Source organism: Frankia sp. BMG5.60, from assembly GCF_059428125.1.
Window position 1 is genome coordinate 2,073,577 of the sequence record NZ_CM182091.1, and the last position, 15,150, is coordinate 2,088,726.

At 70.1% G+C, this 15,150-nt stretch carries 14 protein-coding genes; 3 read left to right on the forward strand and 11 right to left on the reverse strand.

From position 1 onward, the window contains the following. Positions 1-60: 60 nt before the first annotated feature. Together AC5R91_RS08290 and AC5R91_RS08295 are read left to right on the forward strand one after the other, a co-directional pair. Positions 61-384, forward strand: a complete 324-nt coding sequence (locus AC5R91_RS08290; protein WP_009399400.1) for a 2Fe-2S iron-sulfur cluster-binding protein — start codon at positions 61-63, stop codon at positions 382-384. Further along, positions 384-1,640 carry an NAD(P)/FAD-dependent oxidoreductase gene (locus AC5R91_RS08295; protein ID WP_495396570.1) on the forward strand — a complete coding sequence of 419 codons (1,257 nt, stop codon included), beginning with the start codon at positions 384-386 and terminating at the stop codon, positions 1,638-1,640. Before AC5R91_RS08290 ends, AC5R91_RS08295 begins: the two co-directional genes overlap by 1 nt. A gap of 87 nt (positions 1,641-1,727) precedes the next feature. Here AC5R91_RS08295 and AC5R91_RS08300 read toward each other — a convergent pair whose 3' ends face one another. The 8 genes from AC5R91_RS08300 to AC5R91_RS08335 form a co-directional block, all read right to left on the reverse strand. Then, a complete protein-coding gene (locus tag AC5R91_RS08300) occupies positions 1,728-3,413 on the reverse strand; it encodes an AMP-binding protein (protein ID WP_495396571.1) in 1,686 nt (561 codons plus the stop codon). Between the two features lie 74 nt (positions 3,414-3,487). Then, on the reverse strand, positions 3,488-4,654 hold the full coding sequence (locus AC5R91_RS08305) for an acyl-CoA dehydrogenase family protein (protein WP_495396572.1): 1,167 nt from the start codon (positions 4,652-4,654) through the stop codon (positions 3,488-3,490). A 15-nt stretch (positions 4,655-4,669) separates the two neighbouring features. Then, positions 4,670-6,100 (reverse strand): aldehyde dehydrogenase family protein, encoded by a 1,431-nt coding sequence (locus AC5R91_RS08310; protein ID WP_495396573.1) that lies wholly within the window; start codon positions 6,098-6,100, stop codon positions 4,670-4,672. Positions 6,101-6,120: 20 nt separating this feature from the next. After that, a complete protein-coding gene (locus AC5R91_RS08315) occupies positions 6,121-6,918 on the reverse strand; it encodes an SDR family oxidoreductase (RefSeq protein ID WP_009399388.1) in 798 nt (265 codons plus the stop codon). A gap of 19 nt (positions 6,919-6,937) precedes the next feature. Beyond that, positions 6,938-8,116 (reverse strand): amidohydrolase family protein, encoded by a 1,179-nt coding sequence (locus AC5R91_RS08320; RefSeq protein ID WP_495396574.1) that lies wholly within the window; start codon positions 8,114-8,116, stop codon positions 6,938-6,940. A gap of 40 nt (positions 8,117-8,156) precedes the next feature. Beyond that, the gene (locus AC5R91_RS08325; protein ID WP_495396575.1) at positions 8,157-10,325 is read right to left on the reverse strand and encodes an acetate--CoA ligase family protein; all 2,169 of its coding nucleotides are present in this window, start codon (positions 10,323-10,325) and stop codon (positions 8,157-8,159) included. A 53-nt stretch (positions 10,326-10,378) separates the two neighbouring features. Continuing rightward, positions 10,379-11,620, reverse strand: coding sequence for a cytochrome P450 (locus AC5R91_RS08330; RefSeq protein WP_495396576.1), 1,242 nt, complete (start codon positions 11,618-11,620; stop codon positions 10,379-10,381). Further along, positions 11,617-12,048: a nuclear transport factor 2 family protein gene (locus tag AC5R91_RS08335; protein WP_261567213.1), complete on the reverse strand. Its 432-nt coding sequence runs from the start codon at positions 12,046-12,048 to the stop codon at positions 11,617-11,619. The genes AC5R91_RS08330 and AC5R91_RS08335 overlap by 4 nt, the downstream gene beginning before the upstream one ends. A gap of 225 nt (positions 12,049-12,273) precedes the next feature. Between AC5R91_RS08335 and AC5R91_RS08340 the strand changes: the two genes are divergently transcribed. After that, positions 12,274-13,389: an acyl-CoA dehydrogenase family protein gene (locus AC5R91_RS08340; RefSeq protein WP_495396577.1), complete on the forward strand. Its 1,116-nt coding sequence runs from the start codon at positions 12,274-12,276 to the stop codon at positions 13,387-13,389. A gap of 69 nt (positions 13,390-13,458) precedes the next feature. On the opposite strand, the gene AC5R91_RS08345 is transcribed toward AC5R91_RS08340, so the two are convergent. The 3 genes from AC5R91_RS08345 to AC5R91_RS08355 are packed head-to-tail and all read right to left on the reverse strand — an operon-like array spanning position 13,459 to position 15,136. Then, a complete protein-coding gene (locus tag AC5R91_RS08345; protein WP_495396578.1) occupies positions 13,459-14,211 on the reverse strand; it encodes an SDR family NAD(P)-dependent oxidoreductase in 753 nt (250 codons plus the stop codon). A gap of 29 nt (positions 14,212-14,240) precedes the next feature. Further along, positions 14,241-14,657, reverse strand: coding sequence for a MaoC/PaaZ C-terminal domain-containing protein (locus AC5R91_RS08350; protein ID WP_495396579.1), 417 nt, complete (start codon positions 14,655-14,657; stop codon positions 14,241-14,243). Then, entirely contained in the window at positions 14,654-15,136 is a 483-nt protein-coding gene (locus AC5R91_RS08355; protein WP_495396580.1) for an FAS1-like dehydratase domain-containing protein, read from the reverse strand. Before AC5R91_RS08355 ends, AC5R91_RS08350 begins: the two co-directional genes overlap by 4 nt. Between the last annotated feature and the right edge of the window lie 14 nt (positions 15,137-15,150).

A 15,150-nucleotide genomic window follows, 5' to 3' on the forward strand; every position in this document is an offset into this window, starting at 1 on the left:
CTGGGTCCAGAGCGCGCGGGCGGGCTGGTCCCGGCGCACACGCCGAGGAGGAGGCGAGTCATGCCCAAAGTGACGTTCATCCGGCCCAACGGTGAGACGACCGTGGTCGACGGCGCCGACGGCACGTCGATCATGCAGACCGCCGTGAGCGCCGGCATCACGGAGGTGGTGGCCGAATGCGGCGGCACACTCGCCTGCGCGACCTGCCACGTGTATGTCCACGACGGCCCGATCGACGCGCTGCCCGAGGCGTCCGGCGACGAGGAGGAGATGCTCGACTTCACGGCCTGCCCCCGCGAGCCGACCAGCCGCCTGTCCTGCCAGCTCCCGCTGAGTCCCCAGACCGACGGGCTGGTCGTGCGCGTGCCACCGGAGCAGTACTGATGTCGAATCGGACGGTCGTCGTCGCCGGGGCCGGGCAGGCCGGAAGCCAGGCTGCGGCATCGCTGCGGGACGAGGGCTTCCAGGGCCGGATCGTGCTCGTTGGTGCGGAGCGCCACGCGCCCTACCAACGTCCGCCCCTGTCGAAGGGCTACCTCACCGGCAAGGTTCCGCCCGAGCGGCTCGCGCTGCGACCACCCTCGTTCTACGACGACATCGACGTCGAACTGCGGCTGGGAACCCCGGTGACCAGCATCGATGTGGACGCCCGCAGGGTGGGGCTCGGGAGCGGGGAGCGGCTGGAGTACCACGACCTCGTCCTGGCCCTCGGCGCGCGCAACCGCGGCCTGCCCATCGACGGGGCCGACCTGGACGGAGTGCTCACACTCCGCAGTCTCGCGGATGCCGAGGAGGTGCGCCGACGACTGCCGGCAGCGAGCTCCGTCGTCGTCATCGGCGGCGGCTTCATCGGTCTCGAAATCGCCGCCACGGCGGTCGGGCTGGGCATCGCCACGACGGTGTTCGAGGTCGCCGAGCAGCTCATGGCCCGCGTTCTGTCGCCCGGCACCGCCTCCTTCCTCGTCGAGGCGCACCGGCGGCGCGGGATGCGGATCGATCTCGGCACCAGCGCCGCCGCCATTACCGGAACCCACGGGCAGGTACGCGCCGTGTGGACGTCGGACGGCCGCTCGGTTCCGGCGGACCTTGTCCTCGTCGGAATCGGCGCGGTCCCCAACACCGAGGTCGCCGCGGAGGCCGGGCTGCTCGTCGACAACGGCATCGTCACCGACCCGCATCTGCGCACGTCCGATCCACACGTCTGGGCCATCGGCGACTGCGCGAGCTTTCCCTGCGCCTACGCGGACGGCCGTCAGCTGCGCCTGGAATCCGTCCAGAACGCGGTGGCGCAGGCACGAGCCGTCGCCGCCGCACTCGCCGGCCGCGCGGAGTACTTCCGGGCTGTGCCCTGGTTCTGGAGCGACCAGGCGGATCTCAAGATTCAGATCGCCGGCCTGCCGACCGGCCGGGACACCGTCGTCATGTACGGCGAAGCCGAGCAGGAACGCTTCTCCGCGTTCTGTTTCGCCGGCGATCGGCTGCTCGGGGTGGAGTCCGTCAATCGGCCCGCTGATCATCTCGCCGCACGCAGGCTGCTGGAACTCGGCATCCCGCTACGGCCGGTGGACCTCACACGCCCGGGCTTCGACCTTCGGGCGCTCGCCTCGGGCCGCTCGGCCGCCGTCGCCCCCACGTCCTGACGACGCGAATGCGCCGGGCGGCCTTCTGCCGGCCCGGCGCACCCGCGTCGCCAGGTGAGAGCGCGTTCGTCAGGTGGCGCGCGTTCGTCAGGTGGCGCGCCGATCCGACCTGGCGACGACGAACCCCAGCGCCTGGAGGTCGGCGGTCGTGTCCGTGATGCCGCGCTCGCGCAGCTTGAACTTCTGGACCCGTCCATTGACATTGACCGGAAGCGCGTCGAAGTACTCGACGTACCGAGGAATCGCGTAATACGGCAGGTTGTGGCGGAAAAACTCGAACAGCTCCGCCAGGTCGACCGTCACGCCGGATCTGAGCACGATACAGGCCTTGATGTCGTCCTCGGACAGCTCCGACGGCACCGCGTGCACAGCGACCGCCGCGAAGGCGGTATGGTTCATGATCGCGGCTTCGAGCTCCATGGACGACACGTTCTCTCCGCGTCGACGAAGAGAATCCTTCTTCCGGTCGACGAACCAGAAGTAACCGCGCTCGTCCATGCGGCCGCTGTCTCCGGTGTGATGCCACAGGTCACGAAAGGCCTCCACCGTCGCGGCATCGTTGTTCCAGTACCCCGAGAAGAGTCGATGGGGCGCGTCCGGACGGATGACGATCTCGCCGACCTGACCGACCGGAACCTCCCGGCCCTCCTCATCCATGAGCTTGACCTGCAGACCGGGCGTCACCGTGCCCATGCTCCCGGGACACCGCGGGCCGCGCGGGTCGCCGAGCAGAGCCGGCCAGCACTCCGACTGGCCGAAGACCTCGGCGAAGGGTTCGATACCGAACCGTTCGGCGAACGCCCTGATGAGATCCGGCGACGACGGCATGAAGGTAATGTGCCGGAGACGGTGGTTCCGCTCGTCGGCGAGGGCCGGTGTCGCGAGGATGGCCAGTCCCATCGCGCCCATGCCCATGGCCGCCGTGGCACCGGTCTCCCGGATGCGGGCCATATAGGTCCTGGCGCTGAAGGCGGGTTCCACGACGACCGAGCCCCGCACGGCGAGCGCGGCCGCCACGAGCCAGGTCTGCCCACTGAAGTGAAAGAGCGGGTTGGCCCCGAAAACGACGTCGCCGGGCTCGTACCAGCCATAGTCGACGAAGACCGTGACCAGGTTGCAGTAGTAACCATGGGTGATGGTGCAGCCCTTGGAAGCGCCGGTCGTACCCGAGGTGAAGATGATCACGCAGACATCATCCGACCCGATGTCCACGGGCCGGAGATCCGCGCCGCACCTCTCCAGATCGACGTAGGGCAGCGCATCGGGCAGAGCGGCCCGATCGCCGTCGTCACCGGAACCGGCACCGGCACCGGCACCGACGAGGACGAGGTCCCGGATACCGCTGTCGGACAGCAACGGCGCCAGCAGGTGGAGCGCCTGGGCGTCACCGATGTACACCCGGGGCGTCGTCTGAACGAGCTGGTGGCGCAGAAACTCTCCCCGCAGATAGGTGTTCAACGGCACCTGAATCGCCCCGGTCTTGGCGATCGCGCAGATGAGGACGACGTACTCGATGCGATTGGGCAGATTCACCGCGACCCGGTCGCCCTTGCCGACGCCAAGCTGCTGGAGCCCCGCGGCGACCCGGTCGGAGAGTCGGTCCAGCTCACCGAGCGTCATCCACGGACTCGCGCACTGCACGAAGTGGCGGTCGGGATCAAGCCCCGCCTCCTCGCGTAACCAGTCTCCGAAGACGCGTCCGACGTGCTTGCCCGCCTCGCCGATGCGCGTTTCACCACCGTTGTTCGGCGCCAGGTTGGCAACCGTGCTCACTGTTCCTCCTCGGATGTCGTGCACTGGTGACTCACGTGGCCGGGACCGGGCGGGGGACGCTCGAGCCGGTCGCATCAGTAGCTCTTCGGAAGACCGAGGACGTGTTGGGAGAGGTAGGCGAGGATGAGCTCCTGCGGGATCGGGGCGATCTTCATGAGCCTCGCCTCCCGCCAGTAGCGGACGACGTGGTACTCCTCCGCGTAGCCGAAGCCACCGTGCGTCTGTAGAGCCGCGTCGGCCGCGGCGAAACCGGCCTCCGCGGCGAGGTACTTCGCCGTGTTGGCCTCGGCGCCCGCGGAAAGTCCCTGGTCGATCGCCCACGCGGCCTGGCGGGTGACCAGTTCCGCGGCCCGTAGCCGAGCATGGGCGTCCGCGAGCGGGAACGCCACCCCCTGATTGGTCCCGATCGGGCGGCCGTATACCACCCGATCGTTGGCGTAGGCGACCGCGCGACGCAGGGCGGCCACGCCGATGCCGATCGCCTCCGAGGCGATGAGCACGCGCTCCGCGTTCAGACCGTCGAGGAGGTAGCGGAAGCCGTGTCCCTCCTCCCCGACCCGGTCAGAGACGTGAACCATCAGGTCGTCGTAGACCGTTTCGCACGAGGAGACCGCGTTGCGGCCCGCCTTCGCGATCGGGGTGATGGTGACCGCGGGATCGGTGAGATCGGCCATGAGCAACGTCAGCCCGTCGGTGCGCCGCACGCATTCCTCCGCCGGCGTGGTGCGCACCAGAAGCAGGACGCGGTCCGCGTCCAGCGCCTTCGAGGTCCATACTTTCGCCCCCCGCACGCGGTAGTGGTCCCCCTCGCGCACCGCGGACGTCCGAATGGCGAGGGTCTCGGTTCCCGCATCGGGTTCGGTGACGCCGAAGGCGATATGCAGGCTGCCGTCCGCCACCCGCGGGAGGTAGCGCCGCTTCAGCTCGGCCGACCCGTACTTCTCTACCGGATGCATTCCGAAGATGGAAAGGTGAACAGCGCTGCAGCCGTTCATCGCCGCGCCGGACGCCGCTATCTCCTGCAGGATGACCGAAGCTTCAACGATGCCGCGCCCGCCGCCGCCGTAGTCCTCTCCGATGGCGATACCGATCCAGCCACCCTCGGCGAGCGCGGCGTAGAAGTCCCACGGGAACTCGTGCTTCGCATCGCGCTCGGCCCAGTACTCGTCGTCAAACTTCCGGCAAATGCCCCGGATCGCGTCCCGGATGAGGTCAATGTCCGTGTTCGGGGTGAAGTCCACCGGATGATCTCCTCCTCAAGCGGACGGGCCGAGCTGCAGCGCCTTGAGCTCGTAGAACTCGAGCAGGCCGTGAACACCCAGCTCTCGGCCGGTGCCGGACTGTCGGTAACCACCGAACGGAGCGAGCGGGTTGAACCACGAGCCGTTGATGTCGACCTGCCCGGTCCGCAGCCGGCGCGCGACCCGCTGCGCCCGCGCCGGATCGGCCGACCACACGGCACCGGCGAGACCGTAGATGCTCGCGTTGGCGATCTCGACCGCCTCGTCCTCGTCGCCGTAGGGAATGATCGCCAGCACCGGGCCGAAGACCTCCTCGCGCGCGATTCCCATATCCGGGCGGACGTCGGTGAAGACGGTCGGCGCGACGAAGTAGCCGTCGGCGGCTCCCGGCGGCGGCTGCGTGCCACCGGCCAGGAGACGGGCACCCTCGGCGAGGGCCCGCTCGATGTGCTCGCGAACCCGGCTCTGCTGGGCCTCGGACACGAGCGGTCCGAAGTTGGTCGAGGGCTCGAGCGGATCGCCGGCGCGGTATCCCTGGAGCCGGGCCATCACCAGATCCTCGACCTCGCCGAGGCGGTCACGCGGGACGAGCATGCGGGTCCAGGCCGTGCAGGTCTGGCCGGAGTTGGTGAAGCAGTTGGCGACGCCGACCTTCACGGCCTGTGCGAGGTCGGCGTCGTCGAGGATGATGGTGGCCGACTTGCCGCCCAGTTCCAGCGCGACACGTTTGACGGTCTGCGCCGCCGCCGCCCCGATCCGGCGTCCCGCCGCGGTCGAGCCGGTAAAGTGGATCATGTCGACGCCGGGGTGGGCGACCAACGGCTCCCCGACCGCGGCCGCCGTGCCGGAGAGCAGGTTGAACACCCCTGGCGGGAAGCCCACCTCCGCCATGAGATCGGCGAACACGAACGCCGACAGCGGTGCGACCTCGGACGGCTTGACCACGACGGTGCAGCCCGTGGCCAGGGCGGCACCCACCTTTCCGACCACCTGCTGCAGGGAGTAGTTCCACGCCGTGATGGCCGCGACCACGCCAATCGGCTCACGCACTACCAGCGAGTCACCGATCCGTTCCTCGATCGGCAGCGTCGGCAGCAGTTCACGGTAGGTCGCCAGCACCCGGATCGGCAGGCCCACCTGAACCAGACGGGAGACCTTGATCGGGGTTCCCACCTCGCTGGAGATGAGCCGGGCCAGGTCCTCAGCCCTCTCGGCCATCAGGGTCTCCACCCGGGCCAGGAGACCGAGCCGCTCCTCGAGCGGCGCACCCGACCAGGTGGGGAAGGCCCGACGTGCGGCGGCGACCGCCAGGTCGACGTCCGCCGCGGTACCGTCGGGCACCCGTCCCAGGACCTTGCCCGTCGCGGCACCGTGGACGTCCAGCATCCGTTCTCCGGCCGACGCCCGCCAACCGCCGTCGATGAAAAGACTGTCACGTTCGATCATGTCCGCTCCCGTCATCACCGTCATCGCGGTGTCTTCGCGTGCAGGCGACGCATCCTCGTGAGCCAGCCGTCGTAATCCGCGGCCTTCCCGCGGAAGTACTGCTCCACTTTCGGATGCGTGAGAATAAGGAACTGCTCCGTTCGGATACCCGCCACGACGGCCGCCGCTGCATCGTCGGGGTCTATGGCTCCCGCCACGGCGAACCATTCACCCTGCGCGCCGCGCAGCATGTCGGTGCGTACCCCTTCGGCGACGATGCACGACACCTTGATGCCCTGCGCGCCATGATGAATCGACAGCCACTCCGTGAGCCCCACCACGGCGTGTTTGCTCGCCGTGTAGGGAGCATTCCCGAGCGCGGTCAACAGTCCCGCCGCCGACGCGTTCTGGACGAGGTATCCCTCACCCCGCGCGAGCATGTGGGGCAGCACCGCCCGGGCCGCGTACACCTGGGCCATCACGTTGACGTCCCACATCTCCTGCCACGCGGCGTTCGAGGCCCAGACATTGCCCCGGTCCTGCAGCGGCGTCACGCCGTCGTGCGGCTCGCCCCACAGGACACCCGCGTTGGCGACGAAGACGTCGATCCGGCCCCGCACCTCGATGACATCCCGCACGAGCGCACGGATCTGGGCCTCGTCGCGCACATCTACCACCCGACCGAGACCGCCGACCTCTGTGGCCACGCGCCGCGTGCCGGCGGCATCGATGTCGCAGACCACCATCGAGGCCCCCTCGGCGGCGAACCGCCGGCACATCGCCTCTCCCATGCCGTTCGCACCACCGGTGACGACGACGACCTTGTCCCTCAGCTCCATGACGGCCGCGCCTGGCCGGTCAGCCGAGGCCGGTCAGCGCGGCGGTGTTGGACCAGAGGATCTTGCGCTCGGCGACCGGGTCGTCGAGCTCGGCCACGGTCTTCTCGTAGTCCCGGGGCTCGGCGAGTCCCTCGGGGTGGGGGTAGTCGGACCCGAAGATCACGTGGTCCACGCCCAGATGCCCGACGACCTCGATCAGATCGTCCTCCCAGAAGGGGGACACCCAGACGTGCTCCTTGAACTGCGCCACGGGGTCCGAGGCGAAGAAACCGGGCCGCTGGAAACCCGCCCGGTTGAGGCCGGCCAGCAGGAGCGGAAGGAACTCGGCGCCGTTCTCTACCGACGCAATCCGCAGCGTCGGGAACCGCTCGAACAGCTTGTCGCAGACCAGCGCTCCGAGGTAGGTGCCGATCGCCCGGTCGTGGCCCACGGCGACCTCCAGCGGCGGGGCGACACCGCCGATGATGTTGCCGTGGTGCTCGACGTACTTGTCCAGACCCGCCCCGCCCACCTCGCCGACGTGCGGGACACAGGTCGCGCCGGCCTCCGCGATCCGGGCCCAGATCGGATCGAAACGCGCACTGCCGGGACTCACCCAACCGTCCGCGGTGTAGACCGCCTGCGGGCGGACCACGAACAGGCGGGCCCCGTGGGCCAGGCCGTGTTCGACCTCGGCCACGGCAGCGTCTACGTCACCGAAGGCGAGGTACGGCGCGGTGAAGATGCGGTCGGCGTGGTTGTATCCCCAGTCGTCCAGCAGGTAGCGGTTGAACGCCCTGAACGCGACGGCCGCGGCGGCGACGTCGTACTGGAGGCTCTCCTCGATGCCCATGCCGAGGGAGGGCAGCAACCAGATGGCCTGGAGCTCCTGGGAGTCCATCCGGGTGATCCGGGCCTCGCGGTCGCGGTAGTGGGCCGGGAGCGGCTCGCGCTGGGCGAGGTACTCCGCGAGCGGCTTTCCGGCCTTGTTGCCCCGAAAGTAGTCGGCCATGACGCCCGGCTGGACGATGGGGTCGAAGGTCGGGTTCGTGACGGTTTTATCCGTCTTTCCCCCGACGATCAGGCGTACCCTATTGTCGATGGTCGCGACCTGCACCGTGCGTTCGGCCCAGCCCTTCGGGCAGTGCCGAGTGAACGCGTCCAGGGGCTCGTAGTAGTGCTGGTCGCAGTCGAAGACCGGTAAGACTGCCTCTGACATCGGGAACCTCATTCGGGAAAGGCTCGCGTTACGCACGGAATCACGCGTGAACGTCGTTTTCTAATTCTAATCTCAATTTTTTACTGGTCAAGTCGACGGGACTCGCGATGAGCAACGCATCGACGACGACGCCGCCGCGCGCCGATACCAGCGCCGGGTTGATCTCGATCTCCGCCAGCCCGTGCGCCCGCAGCACCTCGCCCAGCCCGTTGAGGGTCGTGGCGAGCCAGGCGAAGGAGACCGGTTCGCCGCCCCGGAACCCCTCAAAAAGTTCCGCCGTCCGCAGTCGGGACGCCGCCCGGCGCAGCGTGGGCTCGTCGCACGGCAGCGGCACCGACTCCACGTCGCGGAGCACTTCGACCGCGGCGCCGCCGAGGCCGAAGCTCCCGAACACTCCCAGCGGACCGGCGTCACGGACGGTGAGAACCAGTTCCACACCGCCGGAGACCATCTTCTGCACGATCCAGGGGCGGGGGCCGTCCGCCGCCCACCGGCCCCGCATCTCGCTCAGCGCCGCCGCCACCACCGGCGCGGAGCCGAGCCCGACGGCGACCAGGCCAAGCTCCGTCCGGTGCGCCACCGCCGCGTCACCCGACTTCAGGACGACGGGGTAACCGATCTCCTCTGCGGCCTTCAGTACCGAGAAGGTAGCGTCGGCGCACACCCGCATCGGGCAGACGTCGACTCCGGCGGACGCCAGCAGCATGAGGGCATCCGCCCCGCCGACCACCCCGCCGGCGGCCTCAGCCGTGGCCGTCCCCGACAGCACCAACTGCGTCGGCTCCCGTGCCGGGCCGAGCAGGGCCCGGACGACCCGGCCGAGGTCGGACGGGGTCTGCGCGACCAGGACGCCCGCGGCGCGCAGGAGGGCGATGTGGGGTCCGAGCGCCGGGCCGCCGTACCAGAGCACGACGAACGGCTTGCGGGAGCTCTCGCGCACCGTGAGGACGTCATCGACGCTGGACTGGCTCCACCCACGCGCGCCCATCGGCAGCGGGACACACACCGCTTCGACCGCCGGGTCGTCGGCCACCGCGGCGAGGTAGTGCCGGAAGTCGTGCGGCATCGACCCGGGACCGACGTCGAGCGGGTTGAGGGCCGCAGTGAAGGACGGAGCCCGCTCCTTCACCCGGGCGAACGTCGCCCCCGACAGCGCGGGGAAGGTCACCCCGGCCGCGGCGAGCTGCTCCGTGGCGAGAACGGCCATACCGCCGGAGTACGCGACCATCCCCCAGCGGCGCGGGAAACGCCCGCCGGGCTCACCGGTATCGGCACCGCCGAGTACCCACAGGTCGTCCGGATCGTCGACCACGGTCGCGCCCAGCGCTCGCAGCAGGGCCAGTTCGAGCTGGCCCCGCCCGACGATCTTGCCGGTGTGGCTGGCGGCCGCGCGCTCCCCGGCGGAGGTACGGCCCCCGAGATAGACGATGAACCGTTTGCCCGCCCGGGTGAGCTCGCGAACCGCCCGCGCGAGCAGTTCGCCGTCGCGGATGGACTCCAGGTACGCCGCGACCGTGTGGACGTCCGGGGCGCCGGCGAAGTACGCGAGGAAGTCGGGGACATCCATGTCGCGCTGGTTGCCGGTGCTCACGACATGCGAGACGCCGACTCCGGCCACCTTGGCACGCTCGACCACGGTGCTCCCGATCGCCCCGCTCTGGGCGATGATCGCGAGGCCGCCGGCGGGAATCGGTTCCCCACCGGTCAGGACCGAGGTCATGCTCAACGCCAGTCCGGTGCGCACCGTGATCAGCCCGGTGCTGTTGGGGCCGACGACGTTGATTCCCTGCTCCCGCGCGTACTCCAGCAGCGAGTGCTCCAGCCGCTCGCCCTCCTCCCCCATGTCGCCGAATCCGGCGGTGAGCATCAGGACCTGGCGAGCGCCGACCGCCGCGCACTGTTCGAGCACCCCCCGCACCCGATGGGCCGGCACCGCGACGACGACCACGTCCGGCACGTCCGGCAGGAGGGTCAGGGACCGCAGAGCCGGACGGCCGTCGACCTCGACGGCCGTCGGGTGGATGACGGATACCCGCCCGGCGTAGCCGTAGGTCCCGAGGTGATCGAGCACCGCCCGACCACCCGCTTTGTAGGCCTCGGTGACCTCGGTGGAGACCCCGACGATTGCGACGGAGTGGGGATCCAGGAAACGGGCGACGACGTCGGGCCGTAGCCCGGCGCGGCGATCCGCGTCTTCCTGCGCGGTCATGTCCGGGTCTCCTGCACCGCTGTCCGGCCCATCGTCGACGGGTGTCGCCGGCATCAGTCGTCGCGCCAGGTGCGAAACGGCAGGTTCATCAGGCTCCGCGTCTGCCCGCCGTGCGTCTCGAGGACCGCGTCGGGCGGAAGGGAGAAGCGCGGTATGCGCCGGAAGATCTCCTCGAAGGCGATGGTCAGCTCCATGCGGGCCAGGTGCATCCCGACACAGCGGTGGCTGCCTGCGCCGAAGACCAGTGTCGAGTCGATCTTCCGGTCGATGAGCAGCTCGTTCGCGTCCGGGAAGGCCTCCTCGTCGCGGTGCGCGGACGCGAGCGGCAGCACCACCCGGTCGCCGGGCTGCAGCTGCGTTCCGCCCAGCACCCGCGACTCCATGACGGTCCGGCTCGCGTGGACGATCGGCTCGTAGCGCAGCAGTTCCTCGACGGCCCCGGGGATGAGTGACGGGTCGGCGGCGATCCGGTCCTGCAGGTCGGGCCGTCGGGCGAGGTGCAGGAAGCTGAAGCCGAGCGCCGTCGTGACCGTGTCGAGCCCGGCGAGCACCAGGACATAGGCGAAATTGAGGATCTCGTGGTAATCCATCTTCCGCTGGCCCGGCAGTTCGGCGTCGATCAGCCGCGAGAGGATGTCCTTCCCGGGAGTTTCAAGCCGCTCGTCGAGCAGGCCCCGCAGAAAAGTGTTCAGTGCCCGGCCCGCTTTCAGCCGCGCGGCCGTCTGCGCCTCCACATCGCCGTGCGCGGCCCCCTCCGTCGTCGTGTGCAGGATTGTGCCCGCCCAGTCGCAGAGCTGGTCACGCTGCTCGACGCTGAAATCGAGGCCGACGAGTCGTAGAAAGACGGCACCCGGGAACGGTCGGCCGAACTCCCGCATGAAGTCGAACTCACGCTCGGCCGCCATGCGCGCGGCCAGGTCCGCGGCCCGGGAACGGATCTCGTCAGCCATGCCCCCGATCGCCCGGGGACGGAAGATCGGATCGATGATCATGCGATAGCGACGGTGCTCCGGCGGGTCCACCTCCAGCGGGATCAGGGCCCGCGAGTGGCCCGGAGTCGGGGGCGTGTCGGCGGGCCAGGAGGAGAACGCCTTCGCGTCGTGCAGCACCTCGTTCAGATCGCGAAACCTGGAGACGACGAAGAAGCCGCCGTAGTTGTCGGTGTAGCCCACCGGACAGCCGGCCCGCAGTTTTGCGTAGTCGGCGTGGGGATCGAGAGCGAAGGCCGGATCGTAGTGGTCGTAGTCGTGACCGAGCGCCTCGGCCGCCCGGCACGCGGCGGGTCGGTCGTTCATCGGGTGGCCGCCTCGGCCGCACCGTGCGACGGGTGGCCACCGAGCTCCCGCAACGCCAGGGAGTCCTGGTAGTAGACGTCCACCCGGACGACCAGACCATCCCGGAGGCGGTACAGATCGAGCACCTTCATCGGCATGCTGCGTCCCGTTCTTCGTGAGGTAAAGGTTCCGAACACCCGGACGAGAACCGCATCGCCCGCCGCATCCACCGTCGGGGGCTCCAGCCGCACGTCGTAGTCCCGGCCCACCGCCTTCAACAGCGCCACGAATCCGGACTTGCCCACCCACTCCCCGCCGAAGGGCAGGCTGGCGGCCTCGGCGAAGACGATGTCCTCCGCGAGAAGGCCGAGACAGGTGCTGACGTCGCCGGCCCCCAGGGCGGTCGTAAAGGCGCGGACCACAGCGACGGCGTCCGGTGCGATTGTCATGCCGCAGTTCCTCTCGTGGATTCACCCGGGCCGGACCCGGCGCCACGGCGTCGTCCAGCCTTGCCAGGGAGGCCCCCGCTCGTCTACGTTTTCTATACCGAGTTCGAATTAGAAGTCAAGGTTGGGTCCGCGGGCCTAGCGGCCATGCGGCTAGCGGCCATGCGGCCGGCCCGCGGCCCGGCCTGTCCGGACGGCCACACGAGAGGGCACACGATGATCGCGGCAATGACGGCGGAGGGCCTGGAACTTCGGACGCTGGTCGGCGGCTTCCTCGCCGAGAACGCCCCCGTGTCCGCGGCCCGACATCAGGCGGATGTCGCGGGCGGCCCTGACGTCGCGGTGTGGGACCGGCTGGGCAAGGAGCTGGGTCTGACGGCCCTGCACCTGCCCGAGGAGTACGGCGGGCTGGGACTGCCGTACGAGACGCTGACGGTCGTGCTCGAGGAGATGGGTCGCGTGTTGTACGGCGGCCCCTACTTCTCCACCGTCTGCCTCGGCGCCGACGCACTCCTGCTGGCGGGCTCGCCCGACGATCGGGCGACGTTCCTGCCCCGGATCGCGGCGGCCGAGGCGACGGCGACGATTGCTTTTGCCGAAGGTGACCGTTTCGACGTGTCCGAGGTCGGCACGATCGCGGCCGCCGGTCCCGGCGGCTTTCGCCTGACCGGAAGCAAGACGCGGGTCGTCGATGGCGGGACGGCGGAGCTCCTGATCGTGTCGGCCCGCGCGGTGGGCACGATCGGCGATGACGGGCTGTCCCTGTTCCTCGTCGACGGCGACGCGGACGGTGTCGTCCGCGAGCCGATCCCGGCCTTCGACCAGACCCGGAGACTCGCCCGGATCGCGTTGCACGGGGCCCCCGCGCGGCTCCTCGGCCGGGAGGGCGGGGGCGCCGGTGCGATGCGCTTCGTCCTGCGGCGGGCGGCCGTCGCCCTCGCCGCCGAGCAGCTCGGCGGCGCCGAGGCCTGCCTCGACCTGACGGTCGGCCATGCCCGGCTGCGCGAACAGTTCGGGCGCCCGATCGGCGGCTTCCAGGCGGTCAAGCACCGCTGTGCCGACATGCTCGTCGCCGTCGAGACCGCCCGGTCCGCCCTCTATGCCGCGGCCACCGAGGCGGAGTCGCCGGGCCCGGAGCTCGCCGTGCGGTCGAGCATGGCCCGCGCGCACTGCTCCGAGGTCTTCTCCCAGGTCGCCACCGACGCCCTGCACGTCCACGGCGGCATCGGGTTCACCTGGGAGCACGACACCCAGCTGTTCCTCAAGCGGGCCAAGGCGTCGGAGGTCCTGCTCGGCAGCCCCCGCGAGCACCGCGAGCTCGTGGCCCTCGGTCTCGGCCTCTAATCGGGCCCACCCGCTCGTGGCCCCGGGCCGGACGAGTTCCGGGACCACGAGCGGGGGTCCCGTCGGCGGTCAGACGGAGTATCCGCCGTCGACGCAGAGCGTCTGCCCGGTGATGTAGGACGAGCGCGCGGAGGCGAGGAACGCGACGACCTCGGCCACCTCGTCCGCGCGGCCGAACCGCCGCAACGGCGTCGCGCGCATCGCCGCGGCCAGTGCCCGCTCGTCGTAGTCGCCGGTCGCGAGAAGGTCCTCCCACAGGCCGGCCTGGATCACCCCGACACCGACGCAGTTGGCCCGCACGCCGTGCCTGCCCTCCTCCGCGGCGATGGCGCGGGCCACCTGCTCCACGGCCGCTTTGGGCGCCGCGGAGAGCAGGTCGCGGGTCGCATAACGTCGCAGCGCGGTCGTGACGAGGCAGACCGCGGCCCCCCGGGTCTCACGCAGCGGCGGGATGGCCGGCCGCAGCAGATTGAACGCCGCGACCGCGTCCCGGGACATCTGCCGGGCGAACAGATCCGGGTCGATCTCGCCGGTGTAGCGCATCGGGATCTGCGGACCGGCGGCATAGACGACGACATCGAGGCGCGGGAGCCGACCGACGAGGTCGGCGCTGGCGGCCGCGTCCGTCAGGTCGAGCTGGCACACCCGGGCCTCCCGACCCGCATCGCTCACCGCGGCAGCCGCCCGCTTCGCCGCATCGGCATCGCGGCGGTAGGTGAGGACCACGTCCAGCCCGTCCCGGGCCAGCGCGCCGCAGATGGCCGAGCCGATACCGCCGCTGCCGCCGGCCACGAGCGCCTGACGGCGAGTTCCACCGGTCATGGGATCGTCCCGTTCACTCGCCGTCCCGTTCACTCACCGCGCACCCGCGCATAGCCGCTGACGACCGTCTGGTCCTCCTGGTTGGTCGTGGTCAACATCAGTTCGGCGGTGGTCCGACCGTCCTGTTCGCCGACGGCCGTGACCGTCACCGTGCCCGTCAGGGTGTCTCCCGGCCACACCTGCCGGGAGAACCGCACCCCGAACGCGGTGAGCACCGCGTCGTCGAGCCACGAGGTGACCAGCCGCGCGGTGAGACCCATTGTGAGCTGCCCGTGCGCGAGCACGGACGGGAGCCCGGCGATCTTGGTGGCGTACACCTCGTCGGTGTGCAGCGGGTTGTAGTCACCCGACGCCCCGGCGTACATGACGATCTGAGTTCTGGTCAGCTCCTCGACGAGAAGCTGGGTGTGGGTGCCGCCGATCTCCAGCTCACGGACCATGGTCATGTCGAGCCCTCCGCCGGTCCTCCGGTGATCACTCTCACCCGGCGCGCCGTCACCACAAGTTCACCGGCGGGGTCGGTGAAACGGGTGATCTCCTCCTCGAACCGCAGCCGGCCACTGCGGGCGCTGTGCTTCTCCCAGGTCGCCCCGGCGGACCGCTCGACGGTGAGCACGTCGCCGGGCCGCACCTCACGGTGGTATTCGTAGTGCTGCTCCGCGTGCAGGCTCGTCGTGCCCGCCCCCGGGGGCGGCGTACCCGGGCCTCGCCCCGATCCATACCAGGGCTGACCAGGCTGGGGCCGGTAGGGCCAGTCGGGGTCGAACTGAGCCACCGCGGCGACGAACGTGGGAGAGGCGGACAGCCCTCCCCGGCGGATCGTGCGCTCGTGCTCCGCGTCGTAGCGCACCGGGTCGTCGTCGCCGACCGCCCGGGCGAAGCACAGGACGTGCCCGGCCTCGACGGGAAACTGGAAACGTGGCACCGCGTTCTCCTTGT

Bases quoted from the DNA above. Each gene is read 5' to 3' on its own strand.
- AC5R91_RS08345 (WP_495396578.1), bottom strand. From the start codon at position 14,211: ATGACCGGTGGAACTCGCCGTCAGGCGCTCGTGGCCGGCGGCAGCGGC.
- AC5R91_RS08310 (WP_495396573.1), bottom strand. From the start codon at position 6,100: ATGATCGAACGTGACAGTCTTTTCATCGACGGCGGTTGGCGGGCGTCG.
- AC5R91_RS08340 (WP_495396577.1), top strand. From the start codon at position 12,274: ATGACGGCGGAGGGCCTGGAACTTCGGACGCTGGTCGGCGGCTTCCTC.
- AC5R91_RS08320 (WP_495396574.1), bottom strand. From the start codon at position 8,116: ATGTCAGAGGCAGTCTTACCGGTCTTCGACTGCGACCAGCACTACTAC.
- AC5R91_RS08315 (WP_009399388.1), bottom strand. From the start codon at position 6,918: ATGGAGCTGAGGGACAAGGTCGTCGTCGTCACCGGTGGTGCGAACGGC.
- AC5R91_RS08290 (WP_009399400.1), top strand. From the start codon at position 61: ATGCCCAAAGTGACGTTCATCCGGCCCAACGGTGAGACGACCGTGGTC.
- AC5R91_RS08330 (WP_495396576.1), bottom strand. From the start codon at position 11,620: ATGAACGACCGACCCGCCGCGTGCCGGGCGGCCGAGGCGCTCGGTCAC.
- AC5R91_RS08335 (WP_261567213.1), bottom strand. From the start codon at position 12,048: ATGACAATCGCACCGGACGCCGTCGCTGTGGTCCGCGCCTTTACGACC.
- AC5R91_RS08350 (WP_495396579.1), bottom strand. From the start codon at position 14,657: ATGACCATGGTCCGTGAGCTGGAGATCGGCGGCACCCACACCCAGCTT.
- AC5R91_RS08295 (WP_495396570.1), top strand. From the start codon at position 384: ATGTCGAATCGGACGGTCGTCGTCGCCGGGGCCGGGCAGGCCGGAAGC.
- AC5R91_RS08325 (WP_495396575.1), bottom strand. From the start codon at position 10,325: ATGACCGCGCAGGAAGACGCGGATCGCCGCGCCGGGCTACGGCCCGAC.